Here is a 16,514-nt window from a genome sequence, read left to right as displayed (position 1 = left end):
TCGATCAGTGCATTGCACATTGATTCACATTCATGATTGCGGTCCCAGATCACGGGCGCGCCGCGACCGCGACATTTTTCCCTAGACATATCCAATGCAAAATCGTATGCAAGATTGCATCACATTCTTGAAGCGAGGCGCATGTGATCATCATTCGAAATGCCGAAGTCGTCATTCCAGGTGAAGGGCCCAGCGCCTCTCGCAAGGCCGACATCATTATTGACGGCGACAAGATCGTCAGTGTCGGAGAACCAGCACCGGCCGGGATCGACTTCGAGCGCGAAATCGATGCCAGTGGCATGCTGGCGATCCCGGGCCTGATCAACGGGCATTTTCACTCTTCGGCCAACCTGCTGAAGGGGACCGTGGCAAACATGCCGCTGGAGCTCTTCATGCTGTATGAAGTGCCGCCGCTGATGGAAGGGCGCAACAGCACGCGCTCGGCCTATGTCCGCACCATGCTGGGCGCGGCGGAGATGCTGAAGCAGGGCGTTACGGCAGTTCACGACGACGCCTTCTACGTGCCGACGCCAACCGGCGATGAAATCAATGCCGTCATGGAGGCCTATCGTGACTCCGGCATGCGCGCGACGGTATCCATCGATCATCCGAACGTGGTCGAGTACGCGAAGTATCCGTATCTGGAGGACATTCTGCCACCCGAACTGCGTCACGCCATGGATAAGGCGCCGCTGATGTCGGAGGCCGAGCTTCTGGCAATATATGGCTGGTTTCTGAAAACATGGCATCGGGCCGAAGGCGGGCGGCTGCGCGTGGCAATGTCTTGTTCCGCACCCCAGCGCGTGACGGTCAACTACCTGCAGGCGCTTTCCGAGCTCAGCCGGCAGCACAATATTCCCCACAACATCCATTTGCTCGAGACACGTCAGCAGCGCGTGTTTGGCATTGAAAAACTTGGGAAATCACTGATCGAGTATGTTCGCGACGTGGGTGTCCTCGATCGGCGGACCCTGGCGATCCATGCCATCTGGATTGACGACCGCGACGTCGAGTTCCTCGCCGAATCCGGCTGCACCGTGGCACACAATCCGGTCTGCAACCTCAAGATCGGCAGCGGCATCATGCCGTTTCGCAAGCTTCGCAACGCCGGCGTGCCTATTGCACTCGGGACTGACGAGGCCATCGCCGACGACGGTATCAATTTCTGGACCGTGCTGAAGGTTGCCGGCCTGATCCATAACGTCACCGATCCCGAGTACCGCCAGTGGCCAAGGGAGGATGAGATCCTGGAGGCGGCCACGATGGGTGGCGCTCGCGGCATGGTCCAGGAAGGCGAGATCGGCGTGCTGGCGGCTGGAGCCCAGGCGGATCTGGTGCTGCTCGACAAGAAGACGCTGGCGCTAACCCCACTCAACAACGTCAAGCGCCAGCTTGTCTATTGCGAGAGCGGATCGTCGGTTCGCACCGTCATGGTGGCGGGCAAGGTCGTCGTCGAGAACGGCAGGCTGCTGAGCATCGACGAGAAAGCGCTCAAGGCCGAGGCGCAGGAATTGGCGGCGGAGGCCGCACGCTACCACGAGGCAAGCAGTGTTGGGGCAGATCGCCTCGAGCCATATTACCGCGACATGTATCTGCGGTCGCTCAGGCGGGATGTCGGTTTTTCTCGCTGGGCATAGGCGGGAAAAGTGCATGCAAGAATGTATTGAAAATTTAGGAGCTTTGCATCGGAAGATCCCGCGCACATTTGCTGTGTGAAGGGCAACAGGTCGACCTCAAAGAGGGTCGCCGCAAGAAAAGGGGAACGAGTATGATCATCAAGACATCCATGAATCGTCGCCAGCTGCTGGCCGTTTCAGCTTCGGCCGCAGCCTTGTCCATGCCCTTTGTACGCCGCGCCGCGGCGGCGGACGAGATCAAGGTGGGCATCGTTCTGCCGCTCACCGGTCCGTTTGCCGAAGCGGGGCAACTGCAGAAGGCGGCCGTCGACATGGCCATCGAAGACATCAATGCTGCCGGCGGAATCCAAAGCCTGGGCGGCGCCAGGATCGTTGCCGCCTATGGCAGCTATCAGACCGATGTCTCCGAAGCCAACACCGAAACCGAAAGGCTGCTGCACCAGGAAAAGGTCGTCGGCGTTATCGGCCCTTATGCCAGTGGCGTCGCCCTTGCCGGCACCGAGCTCGCCGAGCGTGCTCAGGTTCCGTACCTGGTGCCGAATGCGCTGGCCGATGCGATCACCGGTCGCGGCCTCAAATATGCGTTCAAGACCGTGCCGCATGTTTCCCAATTCGCCACCGACGCCGGCGCGCTGCTTGCCGAACTCGGCAAGAAGAGCGGGCAGGTGGCCAAGACCGTCGCATTGGTGCGTCCCGACGACTTTTTCGGCAATGTCGTCGGCGAGCAGTTCAACACCAAGCTCCCGGGTGTCGGCCTGGAGATCATCTCCGACAACACCTACCCCAACAATGCGAGCACGATGGAAGACACCATCCTGCAATTGCGTGGCGCAAACCCCGATGTCGTGCTGGCGACAGGCGAACCGGCGGCGATCACGCTGCTCTTCCAGCAGTTGGCAGAACTGGCCTACTGGCCGAAGCTGGGATGGATCGGGGTCGGCGGCGGCTACACCAATCCGATCACCCATAAGAACCTCGCCGGACTTTCGGATGGCGTCATCGTCATCAATGACTGGTTCCCGCAGATCAAGCGCCCGGGCGCGGCCGAGATCAACAAGCGCTTCACGGAGCGTACCGGCGTCGACATGCTCGGCAACGCCAACACCACCTATGCCGGTGTCTGGATTTTTGCCGAAGCGATCAAGAAGGCCGCGTCGGCAGATCCCAAGGCGATCCGCGATGCACTTGCCGGATTGTCGCTGACCGAAGGCGTTCCGATGTTCATGTACGAGAAGGTCGAGTTCGACGATACTGGCTTTATGAAATACGCCAAGAACGTTGCTGCACAGATCCGTGGCGGCAAGGCGGAGGTCATCTGGCCTGAAACACTTGCGGTCGGCGAGGCGCAGTGGCCAGTGCCCGGCTGGGACAAGCGCTAGGCAGACGCAAGCGCGGCCGGGCGGAAACCTGCCCGGCCGGCGCACCTTCAACACGACATATGGCCAGGCTGCCGCGGTCTGTTCCGGTGCGCGGAGCCTACTGCCGGTCAGGATAATACGCATGCGGCTGCCCAGCGGCTGGTGCCGCGGTTCTTCTCGAACCGATCATTTGCCCCGTTCAGCTTGAAGCATCCGGGCTCAGAGCCCGCGGGAGGTGACATGAGCTTCGAAATTCTGGTGCAAGCCGCGATGCTGGGCCTGCTGCAAGGCGGCGTCTATGCCCTTATCGCAGCTGGGCTGACGCTCATCTACGGCGTCATCAAGATCGTCAATTTCGCCCATGCCGAGTTTGTGACCCTCGGCATGTACATGGCGGCCTTTTCCTTCAACCAATTGGGTATCTTGCCGTACACGGCGCTGATCCCGATCGTCCTTGCCGTCTTCGTGCTCGGTGCGCTGATAGAGCGTGTCTGCATTCGGCCGGCGATGCGGCAGCCGCCGATCAACCAGATGCTGATCACCATCGGCATTTCGACCATCATGCTTGGCGTCATGCAACTGATATGGGGCGCTGACGCACAGGTGGTGAACGTGCCCTTCGCAAGGAGTGCTGTCACGATCTTCGACATCAGGCTGACGGTCGTCAGGCTGATTGCCTTTTCCTCGGCGATGGTGCTCGCTTTTGCTTTCTGGTACTTCCTCAAGAAGCACCGCATCGGCCTGGCGATCCGCGCTGCCTCGCAGAATCCCGATGCTGCCCAGTTGATGGGCATCGATACGCGCTTCATCAATTCGATCGTCTTCGGTTTGGGGCTGGCGTTGGCCGCTCTCGCCGGCGTGCTGATTGCGCCCTCGCTGTCGATCTATCCCAATGTCGGCATCGACATCTACCTTCTGCCAGCTTTCGTCATCGTGGTTCTGGGCACGATGGGCAACTTCCTGGGTGCTTTGATTGGCGGCCTGATCATAGGCGTAGCCGAAGGACTTGGCGGCTACGTGCTCGGCTCGTCCCTCAAGCAACTGGTATCACTTTCCATCTTCATCGCGATCCTGCTGCTGATGCCGCGGGGCCTTTTCGGAGGACGTCAAGGATGAGCATCGGCGATCAAGCGGAGCAAAAGTTCGTGTCACGCAACGGCATGGTGCACAGGATCGTATCAAACTGGCTGAACCTCCAGCTGGCATTGTCCCTGCTTGTCATCGCAATTGCAGCGCTGTTCGGCGCCAGGGCTTCTCCCTACGAACTACAGATCATTATCCTCACGGTCGTCTTCGCCATCATGGGTGTCGGCTGGACGATCGCCGGCGGCTTGGCCGGCCAGTTGTTGATCGGTTACATCACCTTCTTCGGCATCGGCGCTTACACCAACGGAATTCTCTACAGCCAGTTTGGCGTCAGCCCCTGGATCAATCTGGTTCTGGGTGGGCTGGCTGGCGGGCTTGCTGCGATCCTGATGGCGCGGCTGTGCCTGCGCTATGGGCTGAAGGACGACTATTTTGGTCTCTTCACCGTAGCCATGTCGCAGGTCTTCATGGTCATCTTCTTCAACTGGGCTTTGGCCGGCAAAGCCGTCGGCATCAGTATTTCCATCTCCCAGAAAAACGCCTGGACGATGAGCTTTCCCGACAAGACGGAGTATCTGTTCATCGCGTTGGGATTGTTGTTGCTTGCGCTGCTGCTGTCTTATGCCATCCAGCGCAGCAGGTTCGGCTACTATCTCGCCGCCATCCGCGAAGGCGCGGACGCTGCCGAAGCGGTGGGCGTCAACGTAACCAGGACAAAGGTGCTCGCGATCGGCATCAGCAGCGGCGTTGCCGGTACATGCGGCGCCTTCTTCTCGCAGTTCACGACCTTTATCGACCCGAGCAAGGTATTTGGCCTCGGTCTCAATTTCGAATTCCTGATGGCGCCCGTGCTGGGTGGCAGGTTGAGTCTGATCGGGCCGCTGCTCGGTGCGATCGTCCTCAGGCCGACCAAGGACGTCCTTCGCGGCATGCTCGGGGGCCAGGCCGACGCCTATTATCTCATCGTCTACGGCCTGATCCTGATCGTTGCGATCCTGCTGCTGCCGAAGGGCATAGCCGGCGTCATGGAAGCCGCCCACCGGCGCTATTTCAGCAAGCGGGAGACAAAGTGATGAGCGCATCGTCTCTACCCCCCATCCTGAAGCTCGACGGTATCGTCAAGCGTTTCGGCGGGCTCACAGCCGTCAATGACGTCTCCATGCGGGTCTCCGCCGGTGAGGTCGTGGGTATTCTTGGTCCGAACGGCTCTGGCAAGACGACCCTGTTTTCGACGGTGTCGGGCTTCCTGCGGCCAAACGCTGGCACGATCGAGTTTGACGGCAAGCCGATCCAAGGCATGCAGCCGCACGAGATCTGCAACCTCGGCCTGGCGCGAACGTTCCAGATCGTGCAGCCCTTCATGGGATTGCGCGTGCTGGACAATGTTGTTGTCGGCTGCCTTGCCTCCGGCAGGTCCCTGCCTCAGGCCAGGGAACGTGCCGCGGAGATAGTCGATTTCGTCGGCATGGGCTCGCGCAGCGAAACGATGGCGGCGGAATTGTCGTTGCCAGACCGCAAACGCCTTGAACTGGCCAAGGCCCTCTCCACCGAACCCAAGCTCATTCTTCTCGATGAGATCATGGCGGGCCTGAGGCCATCGGAGGTGACTGTTGCCGTCGACCTGATCAAGCGCATCAGCGCGCTTGGGGTCACGATCCTCATTGTCGAACACCTGATGCAGGCCATTCTGGCATTGTGCGAGCGTATCTATGTTCTGCAGCACGGCAGTCTAATCGCGTCCGGCGAACCGCGGGCTTGCATGCAGGAGAGCGCGGTCGTCGACGCCTATTTCGGGGAGGCTTACCGTGCTTGAGATCAACGGCTTGATGGTTGGATATGGCCAGGTCACGGCCGTCTGGGATGTATCCTTCAAGGTGGGTTCGGATGAGATCGTCGCCATCGTCGGCCCCAATGGAGCAGGCAAGACGACGCTGATCAACGCAGTTTCGGGGATTGTTCCGGTCCAGCGCGGCACGATCTGCTTTCAGGGCCGGGAAATGAACCGGTTGCCGTCGCATCGCCGCGTCGCCGAAGGACTGTCCCAGTGCCCCGAAGGGCGCAAGCTGTTTCCGGACATGACGATTGACGAGAATTTGCGGCTCGGCGCATATCTGTGCTCGGACAAACGTGAAGTCCAGGCAAGACTCGAACGGGTTTTCGATCTGTTTCCGAAGCTGAAGCAGCGCCGAAGCCAAGTGGCACGGACCTTGTCCGGGGGTGAACAGCAGATGGTCGCGATCGGCCGCGCGCTGATGCAGAAGCCTAAGATGCTGTTGCTTGACGAACCGTCGCTCGGACTTGCGCCTCGCATCGTCGGCGATGTCTTCGAGTCACTGGTCGCCATCCATCGCGAGGGCGTACCCGTGCTGCTCGTCGAGCAGAATGTTCGCCAGACACTCGAAATCGCGCATCGGGCTTACGTCATAGAAAACGGCCGGGTCGCGCTGGAAGGCGAAGGGCGGGCGCTTCTCGATGACGACCATATGAAGCGAGCCTATTTGGGCCTCGACTAAAAACAGGTCAAAGCACACGGGACTTCAGGCAAGGTGGGTGCTGAATTTCGGCGCAGAGTTCGTTAATTTCAACAAGACTCTCCAACGCGAATCGCGAAGACCATATGCCACGCAACAATAAGCTCGATTTCGAGACTGAACACAGTTCCGAGGGGAGCAAGGCGCCGTCGCGAAAGGCCAAGAAAAAGCCAGTTACGGTCGATATCATATACCAGGCACTCTTCGACGCCATTACAGAGCACCGTTTGTTGCCTGGCGCCAAACTGCGGGAAGACGAACTGGCAGAGGCCTTCGATATCAGTCGGACGCCAATCCGCGAAGCGCTGCAGAAACTCAATCATGTCGGGATGGTCGATATCCATCTTAACAGGGGCGCGTTTGTCGCGAAACCTTCGGCACAACGTGCGCGTGAGTCCTTTGAGGCGCGGATCATTCTGGAGTCTGGAGTTTTTGCTCGCGTCGCTCAGTGCATTCAGCCGAAAGACCTCCGTCTCCTGCGGGAGATCATCGACATGGAGGAGGCGGCATTTGCCAAAGGCGATCACAGTGCGCTGATCCGCTACACCGGTGAATTTCACATCGCCTTGTGCCGCATCCTTGGCAACGAGGAACTCAACCGGATGCTGCGCGAACTGGTCTCGCGTACGTCGGTAGCGCTGGCGGTCTTTCCTCCGTCGGGATTTGTCTCAACGGACAGCAAACATCATCGCAAGATCGTAGAACATCTCTCCAAGGGAGACGCCGATGCAGCTATCCAGACGCTCGTCACAACCTTGAAAGAGGTCCAGCGCAGCCTCGACTTTGAATTCGGCTCCGAGAAGAATGGCGAACTGCGAGACATCGTCTTCCAGATGATGGAGCGAAATTCGTAGGGTCTGCATTTTGATCCAGTGGATCCTCGCAGGCTTTTCCACGCAAGACAGTCTAAAGAACAAATTCGTGTTGGAGCAACAAGTTCAGCTTGGGCTGGTCACCGATCTGGAACTATGTTCCGCCGCTCTCGCTATACTTATTCTGAATCGGGGCGCGGTGGTGCGACATGACCGCCCTTTCATCATTCCCGGTCGCTGCGCGCGTAGCGGCCCGGCGGCTGCCCGACATGGCGGCTGAAGGCGGTGCTGAAGGTGCTGGCCGAGCCGTAGCCGACCTGGCGGGCGACCTCGTCGAGCGCGATGTCCTTTTTACCGAGCAGATTCCTGGCGAGCGCCATGCGCCAGGCGAGCAGATATTCCATCGGCCTGAGCCCGACGGTTCGGGTGAAGCGGTCGAAGAAGGCCGAGCGCGACAGGCCGGCCGCGCCGGCCAGTTCGGCCACCGTCCACGGCCGCTGCGGATCGCCATGCATCCGCCTGATCGCCGCTGAAATCCTGGCATCCGCAAGTCCGCTGAGGAAGCCGGGGGCCGAGCCCTTGGCCCGACTTGCCCTGAGCGCTTCGATCAGCAGGATCTCGACGAGGCGGCCGAGCACCAGCTCGCGGCCGGCATTGTCCCGGCTCGCCTCCTCGCCGACGAGCCGCACCAGCGTCGATAGCCGCTCGACACCGCTGATATGGATCATGGCTGGCAGCAGCGACACCAAAAGTGCCGCATCGGGCGAGCCGAAGACGAAATAGCCGCCGAGCAGGCGGACATCGGCGGGGCCGTCCTGCCGGCCGTGGCGAACCTCCTCCGTCGGCGCCGGTGCAGTCTTTGGATCGATGCGCCGTGGCGTCACCGGCTCGAAACCGCACATGGTGAAGGCAGGGGTGGCCGGCAACAGCACGAAGTCGCCCTGTTCGAGCACAACCTGTGCTTCCCCATCGACGGCGAGGCGGCATCGGCCTTCGAGCACGGCGCAGAAGCCGGGCTGGCCGAATTCCGAATAACGCACGCCCCACGCGCCAGCGCCGCTGATCCCCTTCGAGAACACGGTGCGCGGCTGCAGCAGCTCGATGACCTGGGCGAGCGGGTCGGTGGTGAGGGTGTCTGCCATATCAGGACTATTGCCAATAAAATACGGATTATAGATTGATGATAGTCCTGATATTGGACGGTATTTTCGTGGCGTCAACATCATCAAGGGAAAATGTCATGAAAACCGTACTGATCACCGGATGCTCCTCGGGTTATGGCCTGGAGACCGCCCGTCACTTCCATGCCGGGGGCTGGAACGTCGTTGCCACCATGCGCAGCCCACGCCAGGACATCCTGCCGCGCTCGGAGCGGATGCGGGTGGTTGCACTCGACGTTACCAATGAGGACAGCATCGCTGCGGCGCTCGCCGCCTGCGGTCCGATCGACGTGCTGGTCAACAATGCCGGCATCGGCCTCGTCGGCGCCTTCGAGGCGACGCCGATGGTACATGTGCGCAAGCTGTTCGAGACCAACACCTTTGGCGTGATGGCGATGACCCAGGCGGTCATCCCGCAGTTTCGCGCGCGCCGGTCGGGCGTCGTCGTCAACGTGACGTCGAGTGTGACGCTGGCACCGATGCCGCTGGCCGCCGCCTACACCGCAAGCAAGATGGCGATCGAGGGGTTCACCGGCTCGCTGGCGCATGAGCTCGGCGCCTTCGATGTCAGGGTCAAGCTGGTCGAGCCGGGCTATGCGCCAAGCACGCGTTTTGCCCACAACACCGAGCTGCGGGTCGAGGATCTCATTCCCGAAGCCTATGCCGGATTTGCCGGGCCGATCTTCGCCGGGTTTGCGACACCTGAAATGGTGACGAAGGAAACCGACGTAGCCGAAGCCGTGTGGTTGGCCGCGAACGATGTGTCGGGGCAGCTGCGCTTTCCGGCGGGACCCGACGCGGTGGCCCTGGCGCAGGCGGGCTGAGTCAGAGCATGATCCCGAAAAGTGGGTGCCGGTTTTCGGAAAAGATCATGCTGCGACAAGAGCCAGATCGTAGCGCAATACGTGGTTGGGGTAGGACTGCCGGTCGATCTGGAACCGGGTTTCGCCGGCCTTGGCAAAACCCTTCCTCAGGTAGAACTCCATGGCGCGCTGGTTTTCGGCATTGACCGCCAGCCAGACATTTGGACGGCCGGTGGAGACGCAGTGTCGCAAGCCGGCATCGAGCAAACGCCCGCCGGCGCCGCTGCCCTGATGCCGGGGCTGGACATAGAGCTTTGCTATCTCGAGATCGGAGCATTCCGGCACAGGTGCCGGCGCGCCCGATGCGATCTGGATGAAGCCGTCGATGCCGACGGCATTCTGCGAGACCAGGATTGTCTGATCCGCCCGTGCCATGATCTCTTCGAAACGAGCGGCGGTGAAATGCGCAAGCGCATAGTCGGCGAAGAACGTATTGACGCCGTGGCGAATATAGGTGTTCAGCCAGACTTCCAGCCCGAGTGCGGCGAGGCTGGAAGCATCCGTCAAGTTGGCCGGCCTGATCACGTCTCGATCCAATCTATCCGCTAAAAGCAAGCAGCAAATAGAGGATGGTTTGATGTTTGGGAAGGCGTGATCCAGCACCTGCGGTGTTGCCGGTTGGAAGTTGAAAAATCTTCGCGTGAAATAGACCTCCAAAATCGCGGTTTCATTGGAACAAGAAAGCATGTGGAGCGTTGTTTATGGTTGGAGTGCGATGAGCAGGCAATCCACCGCTCCGTGAAAAGAGTGGCGGGAGGTCAAGAGCACTCCCAGGAGACAGACATGGATACCACCACTCTACTCATCATACTTATCGTACTTGTTCTGCTGGGCGGCGGCTGGTTCGGCCGCGGTCGCTGGTATTGATCAACGCTTTCAAGCGCGAGCGTGGCGGCAAATATTGCCGCTTCTCGTTTGGCAAGATGTCGGCGACGTAAGTTACAGCCTCGTGCCAATCCAGGAATTTCGCCCGGCTCCAAACGTTGCTAGTTAGCTGCGGCCTGCCGCCAATCGAATGAAGCTGAGGCATGGCTGAACCAGTAATCAAATCCGCAGGCCAAAAATTCGCCGAAGCTGAGGTCGAAAGCTTTCGAAGGGATCTTGGGCCGTTTGTCGTTGCGGCTGAAACGACACGCATGGCGATGGTTTTCACCGATGCGAAAGAGCCCGGCAATCCGATCATTTTCGCCAACGACGCTTTTCTTGGTCTGACCGGATATTCCCGCGACGAGTTGCTTGGCCAAAGCTTCAACTTCCTGATGGCGCGCGGCACCGATGTCGATTGTTTGGCGCGCATCGAAGCCGCTTTCGCGGGCGATGTCACGGGCGGCTCGGAAATCTGCTACCGTCGCAAGAACGGCAGCGAATTCTGGTCGGCAATCCTCATCAGCCCGGTCCGGGATGAGGGCGGCGATGTCGTGCAGCACTTCGCCTCCCTCGTCGACCTCACCGATCACAAGCAGGAGCAGGCCCAGTCGCGGATGCTCATCGATGAGCTGAACCACCGGGTGAAGAATACGCTTGCCACGGTGCAGTCGATTGTCTGGCAGGCATTGCGAAATACCTCCGATCCCGAAGTGATCCGGGACTCGATTGAGTCGCGCCTGTTCGCGCTCTCGCGGTCACATGACCTGCTGACCCGTGAGAACTGGGAAGGTGCGGGGCTGCTCGATCTGATCAAGGCGGCCTTGGAGCCGTTCGGGATTGCAAATGGCAGGTCGGAGCACTTTGTCATCACGGGCAGCAACATCCGCGTCTCGCCCAAAGTTGCCCTGGCACTCGGCATCGCCTTCCATGAACTCGCGACCAACGCGGTGAAATACGGCGCGTTTTCCAACAATTTAGGGTCCGTGCTGATTTCATGGACGAACGAGCTGTCGCCTGAAGGCGATCGGCTGGTTCTGCGCTGGCAAGAGAAGGACGGTCCGCCCGCCATGCCGCCGTCCCGTAAGGGGTTTGGCTCGCGGGTCCTGGAGCGCGGCCTGGCACACGAACTGGATGGCGCGGTCGATCTCGACTACCGGGTGGAAGGCCTGGTCTGCACGATCACCTTTTTACGGTGTCCGGGATGAATCGGCTGCTTTCCGATCGACGCATCCTTGTCGTCGAGGATGAAATGCTCGTGCTCATCATGATCGAAGACATGCTGGCCGACCTCGGATGTGAATCGGTAACCGCTGTCGCCACGGTCAAGCAGGCACTCGCCCTTATTGAAGCACACGACTTCGATGCAGCTATGCTGGACTTGAACCTGAACGGCGACAAGACCTATTTCGTGGCCGACGCGCTCGCTGCGCGCGGCGTGCCTTTCATTTTCTCGACGGGCTACAGCGGCCACGACATGAGGGATGGCTACCGCGACCGCCCCCTTTTGAAGAAGCCGTTCATGGACAAGCAGCTGGCCGAGATATTTGCCAGCCTGCTGTCTGGCTGACTGGCAAAGTCAAGAAACGCCAGGCCCGATGCCTGCGCTCAAAACGAGCTGGCGCCCGGTTGCACCCTGGATGGCCAGCATGTGCAGCCGCAGGCCATCAAAAAAATTCTACCGCTACCGTAGTGATTTTGCCCGTCCTGGCGCAGGTTTCGGAGAGCGGCTCGGGGTCTGGTGCGTCGCCGACTTCAACAGCTTGCGGAAGCTCGGGCATTCCAGATGTGATGGAGCGGGGCAGTCGGCGACGTGGCGGATGACGTCGCGCAGCATCCTGAGCTCGACGATCTGCCGCTCCAGCTCCCTGGCCCTGGCATGGAGCTGGTCGCGCGGAATGTCGGGGCGGTCATCGCTGCCGAACATGCCCGATATCTCGGGCAGCGAGAAGCCGGCAGCCTTGCCCATGGCGATGAGCGACAGCTTCATCAGCACGTCGTGATCGAACTGCCGGCGCAGGCCGTGCCGCGCCACCGAGCGGATCAGGCCGATCTCCTCGTAATAGCGCAACGTCGATGGCGGCACGCCGGAGCGTTCAACGACCTCGCCAATATCCAGAAAATGCATGCTTGACCTCAAGTTGGCTTGAATTCGTACGCTGTGCCGAACAGTCGAATTCAGCAAGAGGAAAAATCATGCAAGTCATTCAACAAACACTGGAAAGACCGGTCTGGCTGGATGGGCGCGCGCTCGCCCTGCTGCTCGCCGCGTCGCTCACCACCATGGCCAATGCGACCATCAGCCCGGCGCTGCCGGGGCTCGAGCGGCTGTTTACGGATGACCCGAACGCGGCGATGCTGACCCGGCTGCTGGTGCCGGCGCCGTCGCTCAGCGTCGCCTTGTTCGCGCCCTTCGCCGGCTTGGCGGTGGACCGGTTCGGCCGCCGCCTGCTGCTGCTTTGGGGCGTGATCCTGTTTGCCGTTGCCGGATGCGCCGGATTGGTCCTGCCCGACCTGCCCAGCATCTTCATGAGCCGCCTCGTTCTCGGGGTGGCGGTGGCACTCATCATGACGGCGCAGACCGCCCTTGTCGGCGACTATTTCAGCGGCGACAAGCGCAGCGCCATGACCGGGCTGCAGATCTCGGCGCGCAATTTTGGCGGCCTCGTCTTCATCTCGCTTGCCGGATGGGTGGCGGCAATCTCGCCGCGCTGGCCCTTCGCCATCTATGGCCTCGCCATTGTCTTCCTGCCCCTGATGTGGATGGTCATCGTCGACCCCAGGCGGTCGCAGGCACCGGGCGCCAAGGCAACAAGTGATGCTGCCGGGCATCCGTCCTTTGTGCTGTTGCTGTCGCTGCTGGTGCTGCTGCAGGCGCTCACCAACATGATCTTCTTCGTCATGCCGACGCAGATGTCGTTCTTTCTTGAAGCCAAAGGCTATGACGCCGCGATGATGACCGGCGCGATCCTCGGCACGGTGATGCTGTCCGGCGGCAGCTTCGCGCTGCTCTATCCCCGCCTGCAGCGCGCCACCGGTTATGCCGGCATCTTCCTCATCGGTTATGCCGCGATGGCGCTTGGCTTCCTGCTTTTGGTCCTGGCCGCAACGACGCCTGTGCTGTTTGCGGCGGCCGCTGCGATCGGCGCCGGTTACGCGCTGGTTTCGCCGAGCTTCGTTGCGCTGACCTTGAACCTTGCGCCGTTGCGGCACCGGGGCGTCAGCGGCGGCGTGCTGACGGCGTCGATCTTCATCGGCCAGTTCGTCTCGCCGCTGCTCGTCACGCCTTTGATCGCCTGGCATGGCTACGGAACGCTGTTCGGCGGCACGGCGCTGCTGCTGGCCGCGATGGCGATGGCGGCTGGACTGGCCGGCGCCGCTGCGAAGGTCCGCAGGCGCTGAGGCATGTCTTCGAAACCGGCGGCGGGCCGATCTGCCGCTGTCGCGCAATCACCGCGCGTTTCGGGCGACCATGGCGAGGATGGTCTGGAACAGCTCGTCCTTGGCCTCGTCAGGCGTGATGTCGCCGCTTGCGGCGGCGAAGGACAACGCTTCGGCGGCACCCAGCATCGCCAGAAGTCCTGACGCAGCTACGGTACCGGCCGGCGCGAACGGGGCGAGCAGGGTCCGGCACTTCTCCATGAAAACAGCTTCATAGTCGCGCTTGACCCTGGCCAGCTCGGGCGAGCCGGCGAGCGCCGAGATCACCCCGGGGATCTCGCGGCCCTGTTCGAGCACGCAGCCGACATAAGACGCGGCGATGACCATCGCCCGGCTCGGCAGGGTCGGCTCGCTGGCCTGGAATGCCGCGTCCATCAGCGCGGTCTGGTGCGTGTCGAACTCCTGGTACAGCGCTGCGAGCAAGGCGGGCCGCGTGGCGAAATGATCGTAGACGACGGGTTTTGCCACGCCCGCCTGCTCGGCCAGCCGGGGCAAGGTCAGCGCCTCGGTGCCTTCAGCGCGGATGATGCTCCAGGCGACGTCGACGAGCTGCCGCCGCCGGTCCTGTCGCGACAGGCGGCGGCGCGGTTGCGGTGTTTCAGCGCTTGACGTCATAATGTACCAAAAGTATATACTAAAAGTAGGTTACAAAAAGTATATAAGCTGTGACCGTCGCCCGCAACTGCTAACAGGAATGTCGATATGCACGCGCTCATCGTCGTCGCCCATCCCGATCCCAAGTCACTCAGCCACGGCATCGCAGCACAGCTCGCCGCAGGGGTTGAGATGGCCGGCCACACCTTCGAGATCGCCGACATTGCCGGGGAAGGCTTCGACCCGCGCTACACCGCCACCGATCTCGCCGTTCACCGCCGGGAAGTGGCACCTGCTGCCGACGTCGCCGCCGAGCAGGCGCGGATCGACCGCGCCGACACGCTGGTGCTGGTCTACCCCGTCTACTGGTGGTCGATGCCGGCTTTGCTCAAGGGCTGGATCGACAGGGTGTTCGCCAATGGCTGGGCTTATGACGAAGGCGCCGGCATCAGGCCGGTCAAGCGGCTGCGTCATCTCAAGGTGCATCTCGTCGCCCTTGGCGGCGCCAGCACACGGACCTATGCCCGGCACGGCTATTTCGGCGCGATGAAGACCCAGATCGACCATGGCATCTTCGATTATGTCGGCGCGCTGGTCGCCACATCGGAGCTTTTGCTCGACACCGAAACGCTGGGGGCGGACGGGCATCTGGAAGCCGCACGCGCCATCGGCCGCAACCTGTTCGCAGCCGGGCACAGCCGAGGCGTGGCGGCATGAGGCGGTGCGCTACAGCACCAGCAGGCCGAGGCCGCGCAACAGCTCGGTTGCCTAGCTTTTCGAGATCGCCGCACCCTTGAGGATCGCCGCTTCGTTGAGCTTCAGCGGGCCGAGGTCGCAGCCGCGCAAATCGGCACCTTCGAAGCGGCAGGAGCGCATGCTGGCGCCGCGCAGGCTGCAGCCGTCGAAGATCGCCTCGCGGAAATCGCAGCCGGTGAGCTCGGCGTCGCTGAAATCGAGATGGTCAAGCGTCTTGCGCCGGAACGAGATCGCCGGCAGCAGGGCGCTGACCAGCCGGCATTGCCGGAAGTCGGCGCCGATGAACGTGCTGGCGACGAAATTCGCCCCCGTCAGCTTGCTCTGGCTGAAGGTCGAGCCGTTGAGCCGCGACCTTGTCCAGTCGGTGTTGGAGAGGTCGCAATTGTGGAACTGTGCGTCGACGCCGTCGATGGCCATGAGTTTGGCGCCCGCCATGCGGCAGCTGGTCCAGCGTGTGTCGGTCAGCGTCGAACCCCTGAGGTCGGCGTCTGAAAGAGTGCAGTCGGCGAATGTGCAGCCGCTGAAGTCGAGCCGCGACAGATCGTGGCCTGCCAGTTGCAGGCCGCTGAAGGAGCGCTGCCCCTGGGCGATGAGGTCGACGAGGGCGGTGGCGGGCGGGTCGGCTGGCATGGTTTTCGAAACTGTCGCGGGCGGCCGAGGTGTCGGCGGGTCAGCTTTTCTGCAACGCGACGTGGACGCCAAGGCCGACGAGCACCGCACCGCCGGCACGCTGCATCAGCCTTTGGGCACGGCGCGACCGCTTGAGCCGGTCAGTCATCGCCCCGGCCAGCATGACGCCGACGACGTCGGCCAGGGTGAACATCGCATTGACCACGGTGCCCAGGATGAAGAACTGCAGCCAGACCGGAAAGGCCGCCGAAGCGTCGATGAACTGCGGCAGGAAAGCCATGAAGAAGATCGCCGTCTTGGGGTTGAGCACCTCGACGGCGATGCTCTCGACGAAGGCGCGGCGGGCGGATTTCGGCGCGATGGCGGGCAGGTCGCCGTCACCCTCATTCCTGGCGCGGAACATGGCGATGCCGAGCCAGACGAGATAGGCGGCACCGGCAAGCTTGACGACCAAATAGGCCAGCGGCACGGCGTGGAACAGCACCGACAGGCCGCCGGCGGCGGCTATGACGTGAACGTAGCCGCCGAGATGGATGCCGAGTGCCGCCATCAGCCCCGACCAGCGCCCGCGCGCCAGCGTCTGGGCAGCGGCATAGAGCATGGCCGGGCCCGGCATGAAGGCGAAGATCGCGGTGGTGGCGACAAAGGCGATCAACAGTTCGGCTGACGGCATGGCAGGCTCCCGTCGCACCAAAATGGCGCGACCCATGCCGGCAAATTCGCACAGGGCGCGATCGTTCGGTAGGCGAAACCCGTCTGCCAGCCCGGCCTATATTTGGTCC

At 61.6% G+C, this 16,514-nt stretch carries 18 protein-coding genes; 12 read left to right on the top strand and 6 right to left on the bottom strand.

The annotated features are described in order from the left end of the window. Positions 1-143: 143 nt before the first annotated feature. The 7 genes from IG197_RS06595 to IG197_RS06565 all read left to right on the top strand — a co-directional run bounded on the left by IG197_RS06595 (position 144) and on the right by IG197_RS06565 (position 7,466). On the top strand, positions 144-1,637 hold the full coding sequence (locus tag IG197_RS06595) for an amidohydrolase family protein (RefSeq protein ID WP_246765322.1): 1,494 nt from the start codon (positions 144-146) through the stop codon (positions 1,635-1,637). 131 nt (positions 1,638-1,768) lie between these two features. Next, complete coding sequence (locus tag IG197_RS06590; RefSeq protein ID WP_192317817.1) at positions 1,769-3,016, top strand: ABC transporter substrate-binding protein; 1,248 nt, start codon at positions 1,769-1,771, stop codon at positions 3,014-3,016. Positions 3,017-3,235: 219 nt separating this feature from the next. Then, positions 3,236-4,111, top strand: a complete 876-nt coding sequence (locus IG197_RS06585) for a branched-chain amino acid ABC transporter permease (protein ID WP_192317815.1) — start codon at positions 3,236-3,238, stop codon at positions 4,109-4,111. After that, complete coding sequence (locus IG197_RS06580) at positions 4,108-5,154, top strand: branched-chain amino acid ABC transporter permease (protein WP_192317813.1); 1,047 nt, start codon at positions 4,108-4,110, stop codon at positions 5,152-5,154. Before IG197_RS06585 ends, IG197_RS06580 begins: the two co-directional genes overlap by 4 nt. Continuing rightward, complete coding sequence (locus IG197_RS06575; protein ID WP_210346919.1) at positions 5,154-5,894, top strand: ABC transporter ATP-binding protein; 741 nt, start codon at positions 5,154-5,156, stop codon at positions 5,892-5,894. Before IG197_RS06580 ends, IG197_RS06575 begins: the two co-directional genes overlap by 1 nt. Then, positions 5,887-6,594 carry an ABC transporter ATP-binding protein gene (locus IG197_RS06570; RefSeq protein ID WP_192317811.1) on the top strand — a complete coding sequence of 236 codons (708 nt, stop codon included), beginning with the start codon at positions 5,887-5,889 and terminating at the stop codon, positions 6,592-6,594. The genes IG197_RS06575 and IG197_RS06570 overlap by 8 nt, the downstream gene beginning before the upstream one ends. 104 nt (positions 6,595-6,698) lie before the next feature. After that, on the top strand, positions 6,699-7,466 hold the full coding sequence (locus tag IG197_RS06565; protein ID WP_192317809.1) for a GntR family transcriptional regulator: 768 nt from the start codon (positions 6,699-6,701) through the stop codon (positions 7,464-7,466). Between the two features lie 182 nt (positions 7,467-7,648). Here the strand turns inward: IG197_RS06565 and IG197_RS06560 are convergent, their stop codons facing one another. After that, positions 7,649-8,566: an AraC family transcriptional regulator gene (locus tag IG197_RS06560; RefSeq protein ID WP_192317807.1), complete on the bottom strand. Its 918-nt coding sequence runs from the start codon at positions 8,564-8,566 to the stop codon at positions 7,649-7,651. A 98-nt stretch (positions 8,567-8,664) separates the two neighbouring features. On the opposite strand from IG197_RS06560, the gene IG197_RS06555 reads away from it, so the two are divergent. Then, positions 8,665-9,408, top strand: a complete 744-nt coding sequence (locus IG197_RS06555) for an SDR family oxidoreductase (protein ID WP_192317805.1) — start codon at positions 8,665-8,667, stop codon at positions 9,406-9,408. Between the two features lie 45 nt (positions 9,409-9,453). On the opposite strand, the gene IG197_RS06550 is transcribed toward IG197_RS06555, so the two are convergent. After that, positions 9,454-9,954: an N-acetyltransferase gene (locus tag IG197_RS06550; protein WP_246765321.1), complete on the bottom strand. Its 501-nt coding sequence runs from the start codon at positions 9,952-9,954 to the stop codon at positions 9,454-9,456. A 521-nt stretch (positions 9,955-10,475) separates the two neighbouring features. Here IG197_RS06550 and IG197_RS06545 point away from each other — a divergent pair. Together IG197_RS06545 and IG197_RS06540 are read left to right on the top strand one after the other, a co-directional pair. Beyond that, a complete protein-coding gene (locus IG197_RS06545; RefSeq protein WP_192317801.1) occupies positions 10,476-11,519 on the top strand; it encodes an HWE histidine kinase domain-containing protein in 1,044 nt (347 codons plus the stop codon). Next, positions 11,516-11,881 carry a response regulator gene (locus IG197_RS06540; protein WP_192317799.1) on the top strand — a complete coding sequence of 122 codons (366 nt, stop codon included), beginning with the start codon at positions 11,516-11,518 and terminating at the stop codon, positions 11,879-11,881. Before IG197_RS06545 ends, IG197_RS06540 begins: the two co-directional genes overlap by 4 nt. A gap of 114 nt (positions 11,882-11,995) precedes the next feature. Here the strand turns inward: IG197_RS06540 and IG197_RS06535 are convergent, their stop codons facing one another. After that, entirely contained in the window at positions 11,996-12,439 is a 444-nt protein-coding gene (locus IG197_RS06535; protein WP_192317797.1) for a helix-turn-helix domain-containing protein, read from the bottom strand. Between the two features lie 68 nt (positions 12,440-12,507). On the opposite strand from IG197_RS06535, the gene IG197_RS06530 reads away from it, so the two are divergent. Then, complete coding sequence (locus tag IG197_RS06530) at positions 12,508-13,713, top strand: MFS transporter (protein ID WP_192317795.1); 1,206 nt, start codon at positions 12,508-12,510, stop codon at positions 13,711-13,713. 48 nt (positions 13,714-13,761) lie between these two features. Here IG197_RS06530 and IG197_RS06525 read toward each other — a convergent pair whose 3' ends face one another. After that, complete coding sequence (locus tag IG197_RS06525; protein ID WP_192317793.1) at positions 13,762-14,367, bottom strand: TetR/AcrR family transcriptional regulator; 606 nt, start codon at positions 14,365-14,367, stop codon at positions 13,762-13,764. An 87-nt stretch (positions 14,368-14,454) separates the two neighbouring features. Here IG197_RS06525 and IG197_RS06520 point away from each other — a divergent pair, with 87 nt between their 5' ends. Next, positions 14,455-15,063, top strand: a complete 609-nt coding sequence (locus tag IG197_RS06520; protein ID WP_192317792.1) for an NAD(P)H-dependent oxidoreductase — start codon at positions 14,455-14,457, stop codon at positions 15,061-15,063. Between the two features lie 51 nt (positions 15,064-15,114). On the opposite strand, the gene IG197_RS06515 is transcribed toward IG197_RS06520, so the two are convergent. Both IG197_RS06515 and IG197_RS06510 read right to left on the bottom strand, forming a co-directional pair. Then, positions 15,115-15,732, bottom strand: a complete 618-nt coding sequence (locus IG197_RS06515; protein WP_192317790.1) for a pentapeptide repeat-containing protein — start codon at positions 15,730-15,732, stop codon at positions 15,115-15,117. A 40-nt stretch (positions 15,733-15,772) separates the two neighbouring features. Then, positions 15,773-16,405, bottom strand: a complete 633-nt coding sequence (locus tag IG197_RS06510; protein ID WP_192317788.1) for a LysE family translocator — start codon at positions 16,403-16,405, stop codon at positions 15,773-15,775. Between the last annotated feature and the right edge of the window lie 109 nt (positions 16,406-16,514).

The organism is Aminobacter sp. SR38, assembly GCF_014843375.1.
Lineage (GTDB): Bacteria > Pseudomonadota > Alphaproteobacteria > Rhizobiales > Rhizobiaceae > Aminobacter > Aminobacter ciceronei.
The sequence above is the reverse complement of the archived record's forward strand: the minus strand, read 5'-3'. Positions and strand labels throughout refer to the sequence as shown.